Genomic DNA, 23,182 nt, shown 5'->3' on the forward strand with positions numbered 1-23,182 from the left:
ATCGGACAGAGGGGCTTTCGGGGTGGCGATACCCAATCCCAGGAACTCGCTGGGCGAGTACGCGTGGGTCTGGGACGCCATCTGCTGGGTGAGCGCCGGGGAGGCGTGGCCCAGCGGCGACGAGGATCGCATGCGGGAGTTGGCCGACGCGTGGCAGGCGTTGGCCGACACGGTAAGCGAGACGCTCGGTCAGGCCGACCCGGCGGTCATGAAGATCCTGCAGAGCTGGGGCGGTGGTGCCGGCGAGGCGTTCGGCGGGTTGTGGAACCAGATCGGCGTGGACCCGAACACCGGTCTGCCGCTGATCCAGGAGATCTCCGCCGCGTACGCCGCAGGCTGCGACCAGGCCGCTCTGGAGATCGAGTACGCGAAGCTGACCGTGTTGATCGCGGTCATCATCACCGTCATCGCGGTCTTCGTCGCGCTCCTGATGGCCTGGCTGGGTGGGGTGTCCGCCGGTGCCATCCCGGGTATCCTCGCCGGTGGTCGGCAGGCGGTGACCATCGCCTTCCGCCGGTTGATCGCCCAGATGGGTCGGCAACTGCTGACCCGGGCGGGAATGCGGGCAGCGCTCCGGCTGGCCGGCACCCGGCTCGGTCAGATGGCCACCAGCCAAGGCTTCCGGCGGGGCCTCAATCGCCTCGGTCGTGAGTTGGTCGAGGAGATCGGCGAGGAGCTGATCATCGACGTCGGTGCCCAGGCGTACCAGATGCACACCGGCACGCGGCGACAGTGGGACGGCAACCGGACCCTCACCGCCGGCGTCGGTGGCGCCTATGGTGCGGTGCTCGGCACCGGCATGAACTGGGCCGGCCGGCGGGCGGCGCCCCGCATGCCGTTCTCGTTCAGCCCGTCGCAGCTCTCCTTCCGGGGCAGCGGCCTGGTGCGGTGGGGCAGCACCAGCCTCGGCTCCGGCGCCCAGAACGCCGTCATCTCGCCGGCGGCCAGCGTGCTCGCCAACGGCACGGTCAACGGACAGTGGGCCATGCCGGGAGCGGACGCCTTCCTGGGCGGCTTCACCAGTGGCGCCGGCCGCACCGGCGCGACCCTCGCCGGTGGCGCCACCGGCAACCTGATGGCGCGGGGCACGAACGCGATCCTCGGCAGGCTGGGGGTCGACGTCGCGCCGAACGTCGGCCCCGCCGGCGGGACCGACCCCGGCCTCGGCGTCGGAGGGGCGAACGGCCTCGGCGACCTCGGCGGCGGTGCCAACGGCGCCGGTTCCAGCTCGACCGGGGGCGGCTCCACGTCGGGTGCCGGCGCGACCGGTGGCGGCACGGGCTCGGCCTCGGGTGGCGGCTCGGCTGCCTCCGGCGGTGACTCTGCGGCTGGCGTCGGTGGATCCGGTTCGGACGGTGCCGGCAGCTCCAGCGGAGCGGGCGGTAGCTCCGGCGCCGGGACGCCCGACACGGGCGGCGGCACGGTCCAGAACGGCGCCGGTACGGTCCCCGAGAGCGGAGCGGGCTCGATCAGCCTCGCGCCTCCCTCAGCGGATGGTTCGGTGGCACCGACCACCGATGATTCCGCCGCACCGGTGAATGGCGGGGCACCGACCGGAGACACGGCCACGACCGCGGACCCGTCGCAGGTCGGCGGCAACACCGGTATCCAGGTGGCCGTCCCCGCCGATGTGACGGCCACGGCGCCGGACGGCACTCCGGCCGTCAATGACGGCGGTACCACCGCCAACGACCAGGGCGGCGCGCCGGACAGTCGGAGCGCGCCGGTAACCGAATCACCCGGCACGGACCGGGCCAGCACCGATACGAACACCGACACCGCCGTCAGCGACCGGACGACGAGCGAGGCGACGGTTCAGACCGACGGTGGTCTGGTCACTGCCCCACCGCCGGAGGTGACCACCGCCCCGGCCGGCGACGGCTCGACCGGACCCGGCCGGACGATGACCGGCAGCCCGGTATCCGAAGGCCCCTCCGCCACCGGGGACGTGCAGCCCACCGTACTGCCGGGTACGGCGACCGCATCCCCGGTGACGGCTCCCGCCGCTCCGGCGGTAGGGACACCTCCTGCAACGGTCACGCCGACGGGCCCGACCGCCGCAACGACCCCGGCGTCCCCCACTGGTGCACCTGCCGCAGCTGGCCCGCAGGTGACGAACGCCCCCAGCAGCTCGACGCCGACCACGAGCGGTACCCAGACCACGGGCACCCAGCAGTCCGCCGGCAACACCGCCACGCAACCGACCCCCGGTCGGGGTACGCCGGTCGGACCGACCGTCAACCCGACAGCGGCGAACACGGCCGGCTCGATCTCCCTCGCGCCCGCAACGGGCCCGACCACGACGAACCCCGCACAGCCCACCGCATCCACTCAACAGGTCGGGCCAACCCAACAGCCGGGTACGCCGGCCCAACAGGCCACCCCGGCTCAACCGGCACAGTCGAGACCGGATGCGCCGACACCCATCCCGGCCGACCGGCTCAGCCCGACGGTGCCGGCACAGACGGCGGGCATCGAGTCGGCGACGCCGTCCCTGGACGCGGCTCCGACCGCCGACACGGAAACGGACCCGAACGCCGAGCCCACCGATCCGGCCCAGCAGCGCACCGACGGGCCGGTCGTGATCCCCGTGCCCACCAGCAGCGGCACCGTCCAGAGCGGGCCGACGAACCCCGGCCCCGAGACGGCGACCGGTCCGATCGACCCGCAGACCCTCAGGCGGTCGGAGGGACCGACCGGACGCGGTACCCACAGCTGGCAGCTCGATCCGACATCGGTGGACGGCGACCCCAACGGCCCCGAAGCGGAGCAGGCCCTGATCGAGGCGTCCCGGACGCTGGCCGAGACCGTCCGGCGGGAGGTGAAGGCCGGAACGATATCCAAGGGCAAGCAGCCCGGCATGGCCGGTGCACTGCTGATGCCCGACGGCAGCATCACCACGCACACCAGCATGACCGCCGACAAGAGCACCAACCCGGCTACCCAACCCGCCGTGCATCCGCTCGCACAGGCGGCGCTTGATCGTGCAGCAACGGCGCTGCGTACGGAGAAGGGCGGCGGACATGGCAAGTGCGCCGAGGTCGCCCTGATTTCCGACCAGCTCTACCTACTGGAACAGCAATGGCGGAACGCTGGGGAGCCGGGGAACTTCGAGCAATATGCGCTGAACGCTCTCCGAGGCGCCAAGATCGTGACGCATCAGATCGCCACCGCTCGGTCCGGTGGCGTCACATACGAGCTTGGGCACTACCGGCCGCCGTGCCGATCGTGTGCGCACTTCCTGCCGGAGTTCAATGTCGAACCGATCACCGACCCCGAGCGAGACGTCACCGTCTACCAACCGCCGGTACCCGGGGTGGTGGGCAACGGGCTGCCACTGAGCGACGGTCGGCCGTACGGGCAGCCGGAGGGTCTGCTGCCGCCGGACCAAGCCGATCAGGATGCGCTCGACGCGGCCGTTCCCCGGGATCCGGCAACCGGGCGGCACGCCGTGCACCCGGATCCACGGCTCGGTTCGTGGGCCGACTTGCTCAACGATGGCGGGCCGACCGTTCCAGGACGCGCAACGAACTGCGCCGATGTTGGGCTATCCGTCCTGTCGGCCTGGTACGGACGTCCCGAGGTAGCGGCGCCGACAGTCCCGTCAGCCGAGGTGGAACCGGGCAGCACCACCCGGCAGGAGCAGGCACTGCGGTCCACCTTCGAACACCACGGTAGTGGCGCTCGCGGGTTGGATGCGGTCGCTGACGCTCTCCGCGCGGCTGGTCCCGGGGCTGCTGCCCTCATCATCGGCCAGTGGCCGGGCCCTGATGGCCGCGCCCATACCTGGAACGCCGTGAACCACAACGGCACGATCATCTGGGTTGACGGGCAGCGTGGTTTGGTCTCCGATATCGCCCCGCTCTACGCCGGTGAGGTGGACGGCGTCTGGTCGATCGTGCTGGATGCCGAGGGCGATCCGGTCGGTAGGGCCACGCCCGAAGCCAGCACACCGGCTCCGGTCCCGCCGGCCTCGACCGCTGACGTGCCGACCGACGGTCAGAACCAGAACACCACCCCGACCGGCCGCCCCGGCGCCGTTGTCGACCCGAACTCCGAGAACGATCCGGCCCCGAACCCCGAGAATGATCCTGATCCGAGCACCTCGGATACGTACGCCGATCAGAACCCCGCTCCGGCCGCCTGGCCGGACATGCAGGGCTGGCCGATGCCGGACACCCGGCAGTTCGGGCCGGAGCAGTTGGCGCCGCTGGAGGATCCGCAGTACCAGGACGACGTCGAGGACAGCCTGCGTACTCCGGAGGGGTATGAGGTCTTCACCGACCCTTCGACCCATCCGTACGGTCAGCTGATCAACGACGGTGGGCCGGATCAGCCCGGTCGGGCCAACAACTGTGTCGACACGATCCTCGCGGCCCTGGCCAGCTTCTACGGCGATCCGCAGGTCTCGCATCCGCGTTGGCCGGACCGGCTCGACGACGGCACCGTCGACACCACGCTTGGCGAACTGAACGGCTTCGGCCGGATCGAGAGCTGGATCGGTGGCGACTGGACCGGGGACAACGACACTCTCCCGGGTACCCCCGCCGAGCGGACGGCCGCGCTGGCTGACCAGTTCGAGCAGCTGTACCAGCGGGTTCGCGACGCCGGCCCGGGCGCGGCCGCGGTCATCGCCGTCGACTGGATCCTGTTCGACGAGAACACCGGTGACCCGCTGCTCGACGCCGAGGGCAACACCCAGCCGGCCGGTGAGCACGTCTTCCTGCTCGTCTACCCGCAAGGCGCGGACGGGCCGGTGTGGTGGGATCCGCAGTTCGGCAGCACCACCACCGATCCACTGCCGGGCGACTATGTTGGACTGACGCACAACCTGTGGTCGATGGAGGTGCAGCCCACCCATGCCGATGAGCAGGGAGGAAGCGCGGCAACTGGTGACCAGGTTGCTGGGGACGGACAACCCGGTGGCGGTGTTCCCGTTCGAGTTCGGCTGGGCGGCCCAGGAGACACTCTCCCCGCAGCAGCGGGCGCAGGGCCGACAGCTGGGCCAGGGGGTCTTCATCATCGACCAGACGGGGGTGGTGACCGTGCATCCCAGCCTGCCGCCGCCGTTGATCATGAAACGGTACGCGGCGGCCCGCCGGGAGGGCCGGATCACCGGCCGGCAGGTCTGGCCGGCGCCGGATCCGACGGACTGAACGACTCCGACGCCACACCTGACAGTCCCTACCTGGACGGGCTGCCGGACACCGACCGGGCCACCCTGCTCGACGCCCTGACCGAGGCGGCGATGGAGGCCGACCAGATCCTGGCCGACCTGCACAGCGTCAACGCCGAGGTGAACGCGCAGCTCGGGCTGACCGGCGCGGACGCGCTCAGCACGCTCGGCGAGCAGCACCGCGTCAAGGGTGCCGAGTCCCTGGCCCGCAAGTACCGCACCGAGCTGGAGCCCCTCGGGTACGACATCGGTTCGGCGCTGGACACCGTGAACGACGTGGTGCGGTTCTCGGTGCGGGGACCGGAGTCCGAGGCGTACGGGCCGGCGGTGGACGCGCTGCTGACCTCGCTGGAGTCCCGGGGCTACCAGGTCACCGACCTGAAGAACTTCTGGCACCCGGGAAACCGCTTCTTCGGCCTGAACTGCACGCTCACCGCACCGTCGGGGCGTACCTTCGAGCTCCAGTTCCCGACCGACACCAGCTACAACGTCGGTAAGCAGACCCACGACCAGTACGAGGTGATGCGTGACCCGGCGCAGTCGCCGGCCGCCCGCATACACGCGTTCCTCGACATCCTGGCCGTCAACAAGGCCAACGGCATCGCGGCGAGCATGCCGGGGGGTATGGACAGCGCCCGGTTCGACACGCCGAAGGACACCAGCTTCGCCAAGTGGATGGCGTCGCCCCGGCAGGCGAGTATCCGGGAGTCGTACCTCGACTGGCTCGGACAGCAGGGCCTGACGTTCGCCAACGTGCTCGCCGCGCGAGGATTGGTCCTGTCCGACCTGCCGGGTCTGGACCCTGACCTGATGGGGGGCGCGCATGGCAGCGCTGACGTTCGGTTACTTCCTCCTGCGGAGACCGGAGGATCCGGACGGCCCGCCGGTCAACCTGATCGCGGAGGCGGACAGCGCCGGGCCGACCCAGGCGGTGATCTGGGACCGACCGAAGCGAGCGTGGACGTTCCGCCCGGACGTGGCGGCGGCGATCCTGTGGGCGAGTCCGGAACGCCACGAGATCCAGCAGGTCGACCGGGCGACGGCCGAGCGCCAGGTGGCGCACTTCGCGACGGTGCCCTTGCCGACGGAGGACGAGCTGACGGAGATCTGCCGCTCGGCGGCCTGACCGCAGACGTCGCAGGTGCCCCGGCTCGCCCAGTCGAGCCGAGCCATGCCGGCCCGGGTTCGCCGGAGGCGGCCGGAGCCCCGCACGCGGCGCCGCTCGACACCGACCACGGGTTGGCGCAGACCCGGCGCCTCGGGCCGGGTGAGCTGGCACCGTTGGAGGATCCCGGCTACCAGTGGGAAGTCGAGCAGAGCCTGCGTACGCCGGATGGGTATCTCTTGTTCGCCGACCCGTCCACCCACCCGTACGGTCAGCTCGTCAACGACGGCGGCCCGGGCCAGCCGGGTCGCGCCAACAACTGCATGGACTCCGCGCTCTCGGCGCTGTCGAGCTTCTTCGGAGATCCCCGGGTGTCCTTCCCCCGCTGGCTGGACATCCGCCCGGACGGGTCGATCGAGACGGTGACCGGCGAGGCGAGTGGGCTCGACCGGGCCGAGGAGTGGCTCGGCGTCGAGTGGTCCGGCGGATCGGAGGGGCTGCCGACAACTCCGGCCGAGCACGCGGCGGCCGTCGTCGAGCAGTACGCGCAGCTTCATCAGCGTGTCGCGGCGGCCGGTCCAGGTTCGGCGGCCCTCGTCGTGGCCGAATGGGTCAGGACGGATCCCCTCAGCGGCGAGCTCGTCCTCGACCGGGGACACGTGCAGGTCCAGGATTCGCACGCCTTCGTCGTGGTGTATCCGGAGGGTGCCGACGGACCGGTCTGGTGGGATCCGCAACGAGGGACGACGTGGCCGCAGCCGCCGGCCGCGTACCTGGCACAGACGTATGCGCTGTGGTCGATGGAGACCATGGCGGAAAGGGTTACGGATGACGGAGGACGAGGCGCAGACGCTGATCAGGCGCCTGCTGGGCACGGCGAACGAGATCGAGCTGCACCCGTTCGAGTTCGGCTGGCTGGCGAAGGAGCAGCTGTCCCCACAAGAACGGGCGGAGGGCAGGCAACTGGGCCACGGGAGCTACATCATCGACCGGACGGGAGTGATCACAGTTCAGATGAGTCTGCCGGTACCGCTGCTGATCGCGGAGTACACGCAGGCCCGCCGCGAGGGCCGGATGACGGGTCGACAGGTCTGGCCGACGGAGGAAGCGACGGCCTGACGCCGCCGGTCGAGCCGGCCGGGGAGGTTGGTCCATCCGCCGTCGACCCGCCGCCGGGCGACTCCGGGCCCGCAGCCGACGCGGACGGCCCCGACCTGCGGCAGGCGGCAGCCGGTACGACCTTCGGCGGCGCGCTGCTCGACGCCGACGCCGGGCGTACCAGGACCGCCGTCGAGGCGGCCCTGACCACCGGGCCCCTCCCCGGCGGGGCGAGTGCCGACCCCGCCACCGCCACAGTCACCCTGGCCACCCTCGACGGCCCCTATCCGGTACGCGTCGAGCCGACCCCGGTCGCGGCCGACGCGGCGGTCGCACCGGTGGCCGCCATCCGCTACACCTCCGACGGGGCCGTCGTGCAGGTCTCCATGAGCGCCCACCCGGACCACGTCCGGCGGGCGGTGGCGGCGGCACTAGCCGAAGTGGACGCGATCGCCCAGCAACGGGCCGAGGGGCTGCGGTTCGACGCGACCACCACACTCGCCGAGGGCGCCCGGCCGGAGGGTGACGGCACCCGCGTGCTGACCGCACGCGACCTCGGCCACCTCGCCGAGCTGCGGGTGGTGCTCGCCGACAGCGCCACCGCCAGCGATCCGGGAACCGCCGGTCAACTCCGCGCCGAGGCACTGAGTCTACTCATCGCCTCCGGTCTCCTCGAACAGGATCCGGCGCACGTCGTGCACGGGCTCGGTGGCAACACGCCGGTGGTCGGGCCGGAAGCGGCCCGTGCCCGCCTCGACCTGATCCACCATCTCCTCGGTCCGCTCGCCACCGAGGTGGAGACCCTGATCGGGCTCGCGCACGGTGATGGGCAACAACTCGTGACCGACATCCGGGCAGCCCAGTCGGCGATCCGCGCCGAGGCGCGTGCCTGGGCGAAGCAGGCCACCGCCCTGCGCGATCAGGCCGATCTGGCGTTGACCGCCAGGGTGGACGCCACCCTGGGCGTTGCGCCCGACCACGTCTTCGACCGGCTCGTCATCGGTGGTGGTTGGGCCGCTACCGCCGACTTCGTCACCCTGGGTGCCGCGGCGGACGCCGGCCACGGCCTGCCGCCGGTGCTCTGCATATCCCAGGGACACGACCCGTGGGCGGAGCGCCAGGCGCTGCTGATGGGGCAGGTCCCGTCCGAGCTGGAAATTCCCGGCCTGCCGTTCCAGCCGGCCGACCTGGCCGGGGAGGGCACCCAGTTCACTCCCTCCGACGTCTTCGCCGACGCGGTGGGCGCGGCGCGCGCGCTCTCCGGCATGCCGACCTACCAGGGCACCGCCACCTCGATCACCCCTCGACCGGCCGACGCCACGGGCTGGCCCGACGGTGCCAACTTCCGGGTGACCGTCAACGGCCGGGACATCTACACCACCTCGGTCGACATCGCCAGCGGGCCGGGACCGTCCCGGGTACCCAGCGTCCCGACAAACGCCACCGGCACGTACGTCGACCCGAACACCGGGTACCGCGTCGACCGCTCTGGCGGCACGCCGCTGTTCCAGGACCCGGACGGCAACCCGATCGCACCGGAGAGCGTGCCGCCGGGGGTACGAGCGGTCCTCGGTGGCCCGGGCACCAGCCGGGGTGATCTGCCGCTGCTCGCCGATCTGACCGGGCGACCCACCGATCCGCTGGTGGTCGACCCGATCTCCGGGTACGCGGTGGACGTCACGACCGGCCAGGTCGTCGACTCCGGCGGCTCGCCGGTGGACACCGGTGCCCTGCCCACCGAGGTCGGGGCCCGGCTGGGCTTCGCTCCGGACGGGTCGTTCAGCGATCCTCGGCCGGCCGCGCCACCTGTCGACTTCGGTGGGCAGAATCTCGCCGACGCGTACCGCCCCGGTGACCGGGTGCTCGTCTTCGGCGCTGGTGCCTCCGGCGCGTGGGACATCGAGCAGGCAGTGGCGTCGCCCGCCGCGAGCGTCGACTGGTCGGCCCGCGCCATGGACCCGCCGCCCGACCAGCTCACCGGTGACCCGGACCAGGACGCCGAGGCGCGCCTGCGGTACAGCTTCGGCGGCGGCTACAACCGGCGGAACACGCTGCCCGACGTCGGTGCCTACGCCGACACGGTGCAGAGCCAGGTCGACCGATCGCTGCGGGAGATCATCAGCCTCCGGCACACCGTCGACGGCGGCTTCCTGGTGGAGTTCACCGACGGCAGCCGCCAGGCGTACGACCGGGTGGTGCTCTCGATCGGCCAGGCGGCCGAGTTCCCGGGAGGCGTCGCCGGCCTGCTCCCCGACCTCGACCTCGCCCCTATCGAAGGGCCGGCGACCGATCCGATAGGCGTCGCCGACGTGCTGGGACTTCACGACGGCAGTGGTCAGCTACGGGTTCTGGGCGCGGCAAGTGTGGCTGGCCCCGTGCTCGGCAGGGTCGACGAGACGGTGGGGGAGGCGGTCCGCCGCCAGGCCGGGGAGCTGCCGGCTGACTCTCGGGGAATCGCGCCCAGCATCCGGTTCCATGCTCAACGGATCGCCGAGGCCAACCGGCCGGCGCCGCCGGCCGCACCAGGCGACGGTCCGACCACACCTGGTTCCCCGTCCGGGCCGGACGCCTCAGACCTCCTCCCACCCGACACCGAGCCAGCGCCATCCCCATTGGACGTCGAGCCAGGGCAGGGCTCCGTACCGGGCGATCAGTTCCTGCCCGAGCGGGGGCATCTCGACCGAGATGGGCTTGCCGTCGATGTCCTGTCCGTATCCCTGGGCGGTGACCTCGACGGGGTTGCGTCGCAGGTCGACGTAGCGCAGGGCGGGCAGGTTACCGGTGGCGGCGAGGGCCTCGGCCCCGGCCGGCCCGATGCCGCAGCGGGCCAGGCCCAACCAGCGGAGTCGGCGCAGGTGAGGGGAGTCGACGAGCGCGGCGAGCCCGTCGTCACCGATCGGGTTCCCACGCAGGTCGAGGGCGACCAGGCGGTCGAGACAGGCGACCTGGGCGACGTCGGTCATGAGGCCGGCGGCTTCGGTCAGGACCAGGTGGCGGACGGGGTGGTGGGCCCAGACCTGCTCGCTGTGGTCGATGAAGGTACGGGCGGTCATGGTGACCGATTCGATCAGGCCGTTGCGGATCCGCCAGTCGGCGAGCAGGTGCGCGACGCCGGCGGCGAGCCGCTGGCGGAGTCGCCGGTGCAGGAGCATCACCTCCCGCGTGTTGCGGATTCCGTCGAGGTCGAGGCGGATCAGCTCGGCGTGCTCGGGGTCGGTGGTCTCGATGGCGTCGGCGTAGCGTCGCCGCAGGTCGAGGTCGTCGGGGTCGGCGAGGATGGCGGCGTAGAGGTCGGCGGGCGTGGCCATGACGGCAGCGTATCGACGGACGGCTCGGGCACCGCCCCTGGTGGCCCGTCGTTGCCGGAGAGTCGACGGTTCGGGCCGGGAGAACTGGCACCGCTGGAGGATCCACGGTTCCAGGACGATCTCGCGGCGAGCCTCGCCACCGGGCAGGGGTACGCGGTCTTCGCGGATCCGTCGACCCATCCGTACGGGCTGCTGGTGAACGACGGCGGACCGGAGCAACCCGGTCGGGGCAACAACTGTCTCGACTCGTCGCTGGCGGCGCTGGCCAGCTTCCACGGTGACCCGCAGGTGTCCGTACCTCGCTGGGCGGACCGCTTCGACGACGGCTCGATCGACCGCGTCACCGGCGAGCGGGGCGGACTGGAGCGCGCCGAAGCGTGGATCGGCGGGGAATGGATCGGTGGTTCGGGCAACCTGCCGACGGACCTGTCCGCCCGTACCGACGCGGTGGCCGCCCAGTACGCGAACCTCTACCGGCAGGTGGCGGACGCCGGCCCCGGAGCGTCGGCGTTGGTGGTGGCCGACTGGCTGTTGCTCGATGCTGCCGGAAACGTGCTGCTCGACCAGGCCGGCCGACCTGAGGTCGACAGCTCCCACGCCTTCGTGATCGTCTTTCCGGCGGGTGCCGACGCGCCGGTGTGGTGGGATCCGCAGACCGGGACGACATCGGCGGAGATGCCCGCCGCCGATGTGCGGGAAACCCACGCACTCTGGGCGATGATGGTGCCTGACGGAGAGGGGCGAGTTGACCGAGGACGAGGCGCTGACGCTGATCAGCCGACTGCTGCGGACCGGGAATCCGATCGTGCTACGGGAGTTCGAGTTCGGCTGGCTGGCCCGGGAGAGACTCTCGGAGCAGGAGCGGGCCTCGGGGATGCACGTGGGCCAGGGCAGCTACATCATCGACCGCTCGGGAGTGGTCACCGCGCACACCAGCCTGCCGCCACGTCGGGTGATGCAGGAGTACGCGCAGGCGCGACGCGAGGGCAGGATCAAGGGCCGCCAGATGTGGCCCGAGGCGGACCCGACAGCCTGACCCGGACCGACGGCTCGATGCCGTCGGACGATCCGACCGGACCCACCGGCCCAGGTGGCCCGCCGGGACCGGGCACCGATCCCGCGACCGACACTGACGGGCCCGACCTTCGCCAGGCCGCCGCCGGTACGACCTTCGGTGGTGCACTGCTCGACGCCGATCCCGTGCGGACCGGGGAAGCCGTCCAGGCCGCCGTGGACGGCGGAGCGCTACCCGACACCGCCCACGTCGACCCGACCACCGGCACCGTCACCCTGGACACGTTGGACGGTCCGTACCGGGTGAGCATCGAGCTGACCGATCCTGCGGCCGACGTGCCACTCGTCCCCGTCGCCACCGTCCAGTACCACCCCGACGGTGCGGTGGTGCGGGTGTCGACCGGGGCGCATCCGGACCACGTCCGTCGCGCCGTGGCCGCAGCCCTGGCCGAGGTGGACACCGTCGCTCAGGAACGGGCCGCCGGGCTGCGCGTCGATGCCACCACGGCGCTCGCCGAGGGCGCCCGGACGGAGGGCACCGGTGCCTGGACTGAGGCGAACCGTGGCACCCCACCCGTGCCGTGGTCCGCCAGTGGCGGCTCCGCGTCGCCGGACTCGTCAGACCTGGTCCCAGTGGACAACGCCGTACAGCCGCCATCCCCACTGCTCGTCGAGCCAGGGCAGCCGTCCGTACCGGGCGATCAGCTCCTGCCCGAGCGGGGGCATCTCGACCTATACGGGCGACCCGTCGATGTGTTGTCCGCAGCCCTGGGCGGTGACGTCAACGAGATTGTCGGAGAGGGCGGCGTAGCGCAGGGCGGGCAGGTTGCCGGTGGCGGCGGCCAGGGCCTCGGCTCCCGCCGCGCCGATGCCGCAACCCGCCAGCCCGAGCCACCGCAGCCGGCCCAGATGGGGGGAGTCGACGAGCGCGGTGAGCCCGTCGTCGCCGATCGGGTTCCCGGTCAGGTCGAGGGCGATCAGGCGGTCGAGACAGGCGACCTGGGCGACGTCGGTCATGAGGCCGGCGGCTTCGGTCAGGACCAGGTGGCGGACGGGGTGGTGGGCCCAGACCTGCTCGCTGTGGTCGATGAAGGTACGGGCGGTCATGGTGACCGATTCGATCAGGCCGTTGCGGATCCGCCAGTCGACGAGCAGGTGCGCGACGGGATCGGCGAGCCGGTGGCGGATCCGTCGGTGCAGGAACATCATCTCCCGGGTGCCGTCGGTCCCGGCGAGGTCGGAACGGATCAGCTCGGCCCGCTCGGGGTCGGTGATCTCGATGGCGTCGGCGTAGCGTCGCCGCAGGTCGAGGTCGTCGGGGTCGGCGAGGATGGCGACGTCGAGGTCGGCGGGCGTGGCCATGACGGCAGCGTATCGACGGGCGACTCGATCACCGCCGGTGCCGTTCCGGGCTCCACCTTCCACGGTCTGGGCCGACCGGTCGCCGACCCGGCGGTGGTGCTGGATCTGGCCCGGTCCGCGCTGCCGCAGGTGGCGCAGTACGCCCAGGTGGACGCGGTGATCCCGGTCGGGCCGGACCTGTTCGAGATCCGCTCTGCCGGGCGGCATCCACTGACCGTACGGCTCAGCAGCGGCCCGTTGGCCGACGGTCTGGTGGCCCGGTCGACCCGGGACCCGGACGGCGTCCTCACCGTCACGGTCTCCGACCGGGCCGCCGAACCGGTGGTGGCGCGGGCGCTGGCGCACGAGGTCGCCGAGCTGGCGGCGCTGCACGAGTCCGGTCGGGCGCTGGTCGGCCCGCTGGACCCGGGCAACGTCCAGGGCCCCATCGACCCGGCGGGGCTGACCGCCCACGACCGGGGCCGGATGGCGGAGATCCGCCTGCTCGCCGCCACGTACGCCGCCGCCGACCCGACCACCCGACCGGCCGTACGCGCCGAGATCGACGCCCTCGCCGGTCACCTCGGCCTGCGGGTAGGCGACCCGGACGTCCGGTCGCGGTGGGCGCTCCTACCCCGGGACGTGCTGGCGCACCTGATGCAGCTGAGCGTGCCGTCGATCACGCCCGAGGCGGTCGCCACGGTGCTGGCCGGTGCCGCGACCCTCACCGAGGTCGAGCGGGTCAGGATGTTCGACTACCGGGCCAGACTGGCTCCGGACTTCCAGGTGCCCCAACAGGCGGATCTGGACGCCCGGCTGCGGGAACTGGCGACCGAGGCCGAACACACGCAGGCCGGCATGCCACGGATGTCCGCCTTCGCCGGACAGATCGTCGGTGTCCCGCAGGCGCAGCTCAACCGGATCCGGGCGGTGGATCCGCAACTCGCCGACCGGCTCGCCACCGAGGGCATCTACGTCGACCTGACCGGCCGTTACGACCTGCGGCCGTACATGGTGCCGAGCGTGCCCGCCGTCGACCTCGGCGCCGCACGCCCGACGTTCGACCTGGCCACCGAGGCCGGGCAGCGCGCCCAACTGCACGAGGACCGGCAACGTGCCCGGGCGGCACTGCGTGGTCTCCGCGGTGACCAGGCCGCAGCCCTGCTCACCGGACACGACTTCCACTACCAGGGCACCGCCAGGTGGATGGGGCTGGTGCCGGACGTCCTGACCGAGGCGCTGCGCAGCATCACCCCGGCGCCGACGACCACCGCCGCCACCGTGGAGAACTCCGCGACACAGGAGACGGCCGGAGAGATCCGGGTCTCGGCCGACCGGGTGACCCTGCCACCGGAATCGGCCAACCAGTCCGGTCCGGTCTACGGGTCGGCACTGGACGCCCGCACCGGGCAACCGCCGCCGCTGTTCGACGGACCGCCGAAGCGAGAGGACGTACAGCAGGGAGCGCTCGGCGACTGCGGCATGATCGCCGTGATCGGCTCGGTCGCCGGTCGACTTCCGGACAGCGTCGCGCGGATGTTCCACCCGAACCCGGACGGCTCGGTCGACGTGGTGCTGCACGAGACAAGTGGTCCCGGTCGTGCGATCACGCCCACCGGTCGACAGCTGCGGGTCACCGTCTTCCCGGACGTGCCGTTGCACCCGAACTCGAACGGCCACAGCGCGTACGCCGACCAGTCCGTGGTCGGATCGGCCTGGGCGTCGCTGCTGGAGAAGGCGATCGCGGCGATCGACCGTACCTGGACCCAGCAGCGCCACGACCAGTGGCAGCAACAGTGGACCGCACGGCCGGGAGTGGACGCGGCCCAGGCGGCACCGCTCGGTTACGCCCGGCTGGACAACGGCAGCAGCCGCCTGGTGCAGGCCGAGTTGCTCAGCCAGCTCACCGGCCTGCCGACCGGGGTCAGTGAGCTGGACCCGACACCGGGCCGGGAAGCCGACGTCGAGGCACGGCTGAGGGGCCTGTTGACCGCCGGCAGCCCGCTGATCACCGGTAGTCGGCCGGCCGACGCCTACGCTGCCCAACCGGGCGGCAAGCCACCGTACGGACTGGTCGCGGGGCACGCGTACGAGATCGTGTCGGTCACGAACGGCGAGGTGCAGCTGCGCAACCCGTGGAACGCGCAGCATCCGGCACCGATGCCGCTGCGCGCCTTCCTCGACCTGATGAGCCCCTGGTACGCCCACGTCGAGTTGGCCCGTAGCAGCGTGGGGGCGCTGCCCGACTCGGCGTTCCACGGTCAGGGCCGGCCTGCCGCCGACGCCCCCGCCGTACTGGACCGGGCCACGCTGGTGCTGCCCAGCCTGGCCGAGCAGGTCGGCGCGGACCAGATCGTGGCGGTCGGTCCCGACGCCTTCGAGGTGCGCGCGCCCGGCCTGGCGCCGCTGCGCGTCCGGGTCACCGCGGCCCCGCTGGCCGACGGCGTGGTGGCGCAGACCATCCGCAACCTGGACGGCACCTTCACCCTCACCGTCTCCGACCGTGCCGGTGACATGGCGATCGACCGCGCGGTGGCGCACGAGGCCGCCGAACTACTGGCCCGGCACGAGGCTGGTACCGCACAGGTCGGGCTCTTCGACCAGGGCGCAGCGGAGGGGCCGATCGATCCCGCCGGCATCTCCGTCCGGGACCGGGGCCGGGTGGCCGAACTGCGCCTCATGGCCGCCTGGTACGCGCAGGCCGACCCCGCCGCCCGGCTCGCCCTGCGAGCCGAGATCGACACCCTGGTCGACCGCCTGGGCCTGCGCTGGGGTACGCCCGACGCAGCCGCCCGCCTCGCGTTGCTACCTGCCGATGTGTGGACCCACGTGATGCAGCTGAGCCTGCCGGTGATCACACCGGAGGCGGTGACCAGCGCCCTGGCCTTCAATCCCAACCAGACGATGGTCGAGCGTTTCCGCGCCATCGACTACCGGGGTCGGCTGGCCCCCGACTTCCAACCGCCGCCCGCCGCCGACCTGGCCGCGAAGCTGCGGGAACTGGCCGTACACGGGGAGCAGAGCCAGTCCTCGCTACCCCGGATGCCGGCCCTCGCCGGGCAGCTCATCGGCCTGCCGCCGAACCTGCTGGACCAGGTCCGCCGGCTTGACCCGCAACTGGCCGACCGGCTCGCCACCGAGGGCATCTACGTCGACCTGACCGGCCGCGTCGACCTGCGCCCGTACACCCTCGAAGGCGCCCCGGAGTTCAACCTGGAGAGGTCGGCACCCGCGTACGACCTGAACACCCCAGCCGGCCGAAACGCGCTGCTGACCGAGGACCGATCGCGAACCTATGCGGCCTTTACCGTCGAGTACGGGTCGAATCCCGCCGCCATGGCGGTGCTCACCACGCACAGCTTCCACTACCAGTCGGACGCGCGGCGGATGGGACTGGTGCCGACCGCGCTCACCGAAGCGCTGCGGGCGATGATGCCGCCCGACCCGGACGTCGAGGTCGAGGTCACTCCGACGGTTACCGCAGACGAGGTCACCGTGGTGGCGGACCGTGTGACCCTGCCCGACCCAAAGCGCAAGTACCAGATCGAGTACGGGCGCTCACTGCTCCCGGCAACGGGTCAGCCGGCACCGCTCTTCGACGGCCAGCCCCGCCGGACGCAGGTGCAGCAGGGCATCCTGGGTGACTGTGGAATGCTGGCCACGATGGCGGCCCTTGCCGGGCATCGGCCGGAAAACATTTCCCAGTTGTTCGAGCCGCAGCCGGACGGCACCGTGGACGTCCTGCTGCACGAGACTGCGCTGCGCGGAGGCGGGTCGACGGCGACTGGTCGGCGTATCCGGATCAACGTGCGACCCGACGTGCCGGTGCATACCGGCAGCTCATGGGCCGCGTATGCAAACCAAGCGTTGGTCAAGACGAGTTGGGCGGCGGTGCTGGAGAAGGCGCTCGCGGCGGTCGACCGAACCTGGACCAGGGAGCGGCACGAGCAGTGGCAGCGCGAGTGGCGCGGGTGGGAAAGCAAGGACGATCCGCACCGTGCCGCACCGATGGGTTACGCGCGACTCAACGTCGGCAGCACTACCCTGATGCAGGCCGAGCTGCTCACCCAGCTCACCGGCCTGCCAGCCCGGCAGACGCTCCTGGACGCCACGCCGGGGCGAGAGGCGGCAGTCGAGCGTCAGCTGGCGTCCCTGCTCGCGGTTGGCAGCCCGATCACCATCGCGACGTGGCCGATAGATAGATATCCCGGGCTTACCGCCCTGCCTTACGGGCTCAAGGACGAGCACGTCTACGAGATCCGCGCGGTGCGGGACGGTCAGGTGCAGCTGCATAATCCCTGGAATCGAGAGCATCCGCCGTCGATTCCGATACGTGCATTCCTTGACCTGATGCAGCCCTGGTTTGCACACCTGGACCAGTCCCCGGCTGCCGCTTCGCCATCGCCGGGCGCTCCCGCAGCGAACGCCCACCCGACCGACCCGTCGTTCCGAACCTCCGGCGAGCAGATCGTCAACCGTCCGCTGACCGTTCCGAGCCCGGGCGCTCCGCTGATCGATCACCCTGGTCTCCTGGCTAAGCCCACATCGCCGCCGCGCACCCTTGGTCGCACCCATCTCGATGACGAGCGGTACGGGATCAACTACTTCGCGTTGCTCTCGGCTGACGGTAGCGTCGCTGGTCTGATGATTTCCGAGGTCGGAGGCCCGGAACGTTCGCTGCACTGGACGACCAGCGGTGTGCCGCCGGGTCAGGCGGTGACGGCACCGGTCGGTCGCGCCGAGGCCGAACGGATCGCCCGCGAGGTGCTCGGCTTCATGCTTCCCGCCGAGCCAGCGTTGTACGACATGCTGGACACCTGAGGGAGCCGGGGGACAACTAGTGCGCTCGTTTACTCATGTGGCAGTCGTCCCGAACAACGCGACATCGGAGGTTGGGCTGGCGCGGTTCGGAGTGCGCTGGGTCGATGTCGGGCCACCGGTGCGTGCCGAGATCATCGTGATGCCGTTCCGAAGCGACGAGAGCTTCGGTCATGAGGTCACCCTCGGTGAGACGTTCCCGGTGGACGGGGAGACCTGGCGCTTTGCTGACCTTGACATGTCCAGTGCTCACGAGTGGGAGGTCACCGTCCGTCGGGTGGACGAGAACGAGGTGATGGAGCCGCCGACTGGCCGGCTGTGGAAACGGGCTCGGCTGCGTCCTTACGGGCAGCTCGACGAGACCCAACTCCAGTCCCTGGAGGCCGCACTCGGTGCTCAGCTACCACGGGGATACCGCGATTGGCTGGGTCGGAACAATGGTGCGCTACCTGAGGTGCCGCACCACATCCCCGGGATGCCTATCGCTCTAGTTCCTCCGGGTCCGCTGTTCGGCGTTCACCCGGAATATCCCCCGTTCGACCTGGTGCACGCGCAGCGTCGCCACCGCGACCCCTGGCTGTCGCGGGCCTGGCTGGTAATCGCGAGTACGGTCAGTGGGCTGCTTGTCGTCTCGGCGGAGTTGGGCAACGAGAGCGTCTACTTCGTGAACGAGCTCGACCTGGTCGGCCCGCCCAGCCCGGCCGCCACGGCTGCTCGGGAACGGAAGCTGAGGGCGGTGGCCTGGTCGATGTACGAGTTCATCGGCCGGCTGACCCCGATGGAGCTGGACCACCTTCCCCCCGTAGAGATCCACCCGCCCGGGACGTTCACGGATCCCGCCAACTACGAGCACGGGCAGCCATGAGAGCGGCACGGGAGGACGGCACAGGCGCCGATTCGCTGAGCTACCCGATCGTCGCGCAGTACGCGGAGCCGGCCGCGCTAGCCGGTCCATGGCGAAGGAGTACGAACGCCTCGCAGGCGACGTGCCTGACCGAGTGCCGAGCCGGCGCCGAACGGCATGCTGGACCTGATCGTGCCTAAGGAAACTGGAAGGGCAGGGCCGTTGCGCTCGTTTACTCATGTAGCCGCTGTCCCGAGCAACGCGACCGCGAGCGTTGGGCCAGCACGGTTCGGGGTGCGCTGGGTCGACGTAGGGCCGCCAGTGCGTGCCGAGATCATCGTCATGCCCTTCCGGAGCGACGATAGTTTCACCCATGAGGTCACGCTCGGCGAGACCTTCCCGGTGGGCGAGGAGACCTGGCGCTTCGCGGATCTCGACATGTCCAGCGCGAACGACTGGGAGGTCACCGTCCGCCGGGTGGACGAGGACGAGGTGATGGAGCCGCCCATCGGCCGGTTGTGGAAGCGGGCACGGTTACGTCCCTACGGCCAGTTGGACGAGGCTCGACTCCAGTCGCTAGAGGCTGCGCTCGGAGTTCGACTTCCGGTGAGCTACCGCCAGTGGCTCGGCCGGACCAACGGCGCGGAGCCCGAGGTTGAACATCACGTTCCGGGCAAACCATTCTCCCTGTTGCCGGAGCGCCCGCTGTTCGGCGTGCATCCCGGCCACCCACCGATCGACCTGGTGCATGCCCAGCGCGTACACCGGGACTCTTGGCTGTCGCCGGACTGGTTGGTGATCGCCAATCCGTCCGGTGGACTGCTCGTGGTCTCGGTCGGGAAGACAGGTGACGAGATGGTCTACTTCGTGCACGAGCTGGACCTCGTCGGCCCATCCGGGCCAGCCGCCTCATCCGCTCGGGAACGGAAGCTCCGCGCGGTCGCCTGGTCGATGTGGGAGTTGATCGGCCGGTTGACCCCGGTGGAACTGGGTGATCTGCCGCCGGCACAGATGCTGCCGCAGGAAGCCTTGACCGATCCGAGCAACCATGAAGACGGGGCGAGGTAGTCGAAGCGCAAGTGCGCTTCAGGCGAGCCGCTCGATCATGCCCGCGTACGCGTCGCGGATGGCGGCGAGTCGATCTCGCCGGAACCGGCCGGGCTCGCGCTGGTGCAGCTGCCGGCCCCGGTCGCTGGTGAAGGCGTTCGCCGGGACAGCGGCCGCGTCCGGCGGGATGAACTTGCCGACCTCGTCAAGGGCGGCCACGGCCCGGGTCAGCGCGGCTCGGGCCCGCTGACCGTCCTCGCCACCTCCGGGGTCGGCCGGCACCTGTCCGGCGTACGCGTCCGACACCAGCAGCCATTCCCCGGGGTCGAGCAGCTGTGACGGTTCGTCTCCGCCGTAGCGGAATCCGCCGCCGGCGGCAGTGGCCGTCGGCGGCAGCCGGAAGAGGAACTCCCGTTCCTGACCGCAACCGGCGCAGGCACCGGTGTACCGGCTGGCAAGGTCACCGTCGTCGAGCGCCACCACAGCACTGTCCCGGGGGAAACGCGTCTCCCCACACGTGCACGGGTGCAGATCCATGTAGAGATGCGCCTCCGCGTTGGTGCGGCTCAGCAGCGGGTCCATGCGATCCACCGTACCGATCGGACGCTTCCGCCGACGTCCCGGTGCGGGCGCTGGCATACTCGCCGACCATGGTGTTGTCGCGTGGCTGGGCTGTCTTCCTTGCCGGGGTCGGGATCTGGACCTGGGTGATCTGGCCGAGGTTCGCGGTAGCCATCTGGAACGACCCGAGGTCGTGGTCGACGGGTGATGTCGGCACCTGGCCGGCGACCGCCTTCCTGTGGATACACGCACTGCTCATCGCGGCGTCGTTGGCCATCGGCACGGCCGTGGGTCTGCTGGGCGTCCGCGGGTGGCGGGCGCTCCGACGTGGTACGCCTTGAGCCAGCGTCCGTGTGTCGGTCCGACCGTGTGCCGGCGGGTCAGGGCCGGGCAGAGCCGCATCAGGTTTGGGCCTTCAGGAGTGTGACGGGGGCCGCTCCCAGCCGATTTGACGATCAATCCGCCGGCCGCGTAACTTTCTCTCTGCCAGCGCGGAAGGGGCAAACAGGGCGAAAGTCCTGAGAGTCGCGTTCCGGCAGGCACCGGGTTCGCGGAGGATGTCTCCTTTGTGGACACGGCCGGGTGGGGCTCGACCGGGGCCGCCGAGGGGCGGATTTGGTGGGGCGGAACCGACCGGGTAAGGTTCACGATCGGCAGGGAACCGGGCGAGACTGCGGGCAACCGCAGCGGCCGGCCTGCCAAATCCGATGACCGAGTCAAGCGGGCAACCGCTGCGCTCGATCGCGGGCGCCGAACCACCTGAAGCGTGACGGACCGGGACAAGCCGGTTTGACTCGCCGCAGAGGGTGAGGTAACGTAGTAAAAGTGCCCGGTGCGGTTGTGGTCGGGTGTGGTGCCCCGGATGGTGGCCTGTGGTGGGTTGTCTGATGGTGTGTGGTTGTTCTTTGAGAACTCAACAGGGTGCTTGATAAGCCAGTGCCAAATTGGTTTTATGTTCCGGGCTGGCCAGTTTTGCTGGTTGGTTCGGGTTCCTTTGGCAACAATTTTGTTTGTTGCTGGGATGGATTGTTCAACAGGTTTTTGTTGGAGAGTTTGATCCTGGCTCAGGACGAACGCTGGCGGCGTGCTTAACACATGCAAGTCGAGCGGAAAGGCCCTTCGGGGTACTCGAGCGGCGAACGGGTGAGTAACACGTGAGCAACCTGCCCTAGGCTTTGGGATAACCCCGGGAAACCGGGGCTAATACCGAATATTCACTTGCGGACGCATGTTTGTGGGTGGAAAGTTTTTCGGCTTGGGATGGGCTCGCGGCCTATCAGCTTGTTGGTGGGGTGATGGCCTACCAAGGCGACGACGGGTAGCCGGCCTGAGAGGGCGACCGGCCACACTGGGACTGAGACACGGCCCAGACTCCTACGGGAGGCAGCAGTGGGGAATATTGCACAATGGGCGGAAGCCTGATGCAGCGACGCCGCGTGAGGGATGACGGCCTTCGGGTTGTAAACCTCTTTCAGCAGGGACGAAGCGCGAGTGACGGTACCTGCAGAAGAAGCGCCGGCCAACTACGTGCCAGCAGCCGCGGTAAGACGTAGGGCGCGAGCGTTGTCCGGATTTATTGGGCGTAAAGAGCTCGTAGGCGGCTTGTCGCGTCGACTGTGAAAACCCGTGGCTCAACTGCGGGCCTGCAGTCGATACGGGCAGGCTAGAGTTCGGTAGGGGAGACTGGAATTCCTGGTGTAGCGGTGAAATGCGCAGATATCAGGAGGAACACCGGTGGCGAAGGCGGGTCTCTGGGCCGATACTGACGCTGAGGAGCGAAAGCGTGGGGAGCGAACAGGATTAGATACCCTGGTAGTCCACGCTGTAAACGTTGGGCGCTAGGTGTGGGGGGCCTCTCCGGTTCTCTGTGCCGCAGCTAACGCATTAAGCGCCCCGCCTGGGGAGTACGGCCGCAAGGCTAAAACTCAAAGGAATTGACGGGGGCCCGCACAAGCGGCGGAGCATGCGGATTAATTCGATGCAACGCGAAGAACCTTACCTGGGTTTGACATCGCCGGAAATCTCACAGAGATGTGGGGTCCTTCGGGGCCGGTGACAGGTGGTGCATGGCTGTCGTCAGCTCGTGTCGTGAGATGTTGGGTTAAGTCCCGCAACGAGCGCAACCCTCGTCCCATGTTGCCAGCAATTCGGTTGGGGACTCATGGGAGACTGCCGGGGTCAACTCGGAGGAAGGTGGGGATGACGTCAAGTCATCATGCCCCTTATGTCCAGGGCTTCACGCATGCTACAATGGCCGGTACAATGGGCTGCGATACCGTGAGGTGGAGCGAATCCCAAAAAGCCGGTCTCAGTTCGGATCGGGGTCTGCAACTCGACCCCGTGAAGTCGGAGTCGCTAGTAATCGCAGATCAGCAACGCTGCGGTGAATACGTTCCCGGGCCTTGTACACACCGCCCGTCACGTCACGAAAGTCGGCAACACCCGAAGCCGGTGGCCCAACCCTTGTGGAGGGAGCCGTCGAAGGTGGGGCTGGCGATTGGGACGAAGTCGTAACAAGGTAGCCGTACCGGAAGGTGCGGCTGGATCACCTCCTTTCTAAGGAGCACCATCCCGCGAAGGCGGGTATGGAGCCCGCACTGTCCGAGTGTGATGGTGGGGTGCTCGTTGGCGGAGACACTGGCGAGTCTTGTCCTGGCAACGGCCGGAGTTTTCTTAGTACAGCCACTGTGGTGGTGGGAACGGGGTTCCGGTGCGGCTGGGAGGGATGTAGGGCACCCTGTTGGGTCCTGAAGGAACAACCGATGGTGGTTGGTCTTTCGGAGCCTTGTGGCGAGCGGGAGCTTGTCGAGGCGCCAGGCATGGCCTGGTTTCTCATACCGCCGGCGGTGGCCGGGCTGGTGGGAGACGGT

General features: G+C 70.1%; 5 protein-coding genes and 1 rRNA gene. 5 read left to right on the plus strand and 1 reads right to left on the minus strand.

The genetic code is table 11. The features are described 5' to 3' along the window. The first annotated feature begins 22 nt into the window (after nt 1-22). The 3 genes from O3597_RS26755 (at nt 23) to O3597_RS26765 (ending at nt 19,772) form a co-directional block, all read left to right on the plus strand. The gene (locus O3597_RS26755; protein WP_281602767.1) at nt 23-17,863 is read left to right on the plus strand and encodes a toxin glutamine deamidase domain-containing protein; all 17,841 of its coding nucleotides are present in this window, start codon (nt 23-25) and stop codon (nt 17,861-17,863) included. Between the two features lie 37 nt (nt 17,864-17,900). After that, nucleotides 17,901-18,725: a DUF6406 domain-containing protein gene (locus O3597_RS26760; RefSeq protein ID WP_281602768.1), complete on the plus strand. Its 825-nt coding sequence runs from the start codon at nt 17,901-17,903 to the stop codon at nt 18,723-18,725. A gap of 156 nt (nt 18,726-18,881) precedes the next feature. Further along, complete coding sequence (locus O3597_RS26765) at nt 18,882-19,772, plus strand: DUF6406 domain-containing protein (protein WP_281602769.1); 891 nt, start codon at nt 18,882-18,884, stop codon at nt 19,770-19,772. A gap of 18 nt (nt 19,773-19,790) precedes the next feature. Here the strand turns inward: O3597_RS26765 and O3597_RS26770 are convergent, their stop codons facing one another. After that, nucleotides 19,791-20,333, minus strand: coding sequence for a hypothetical protein (locus tag O3597_RS26770; RefSeq protein ID WP_281602770.1), 543 nt, complete (start codon nt 20,331-20,333; stop codon nt 19,791-19,793). A gap of 68 nt (nt 20,334-20,401) precedes the next feature. Here O3597_RS26770 and O3597_RS26775 point away from each other — a divergent pair, with 68 nt between their 5' ends. Both O3597_RS26775 and O3597_RS26780 read left to right on the plus strand, forming a co-directional pair. Continuing rightward, nucleotides 20,402-20,653, plus strand: a complete 252-nt coding sequence (locus tag O3597_RS26775) for a hypothetical protein (RefSeq protein WP_164449586.1) — start codon at nt 20,402-20,404, stop codon at nt 20,651-20,653. Between the two features lie 700 nt (nt 20,654-21,353). Then, nucleotides 21,354-22,868, plus strand: a 16S ribosomal RNA gene (locus O3597_RS26780). Nucleotides 22,869-23,182 lie beyond the last annotated feature (314 nt).

Origin of the sequence: Verrucosispora sp. WMMA2044, assembly GCF_027497155.1 — a bacterium.
Lineage (GTDB): Bacteria > Actinomycetota > Actinomycetes > Mycobacteriales > Micromonosporaceae > Micromonospora > Micromonospora palythoicola.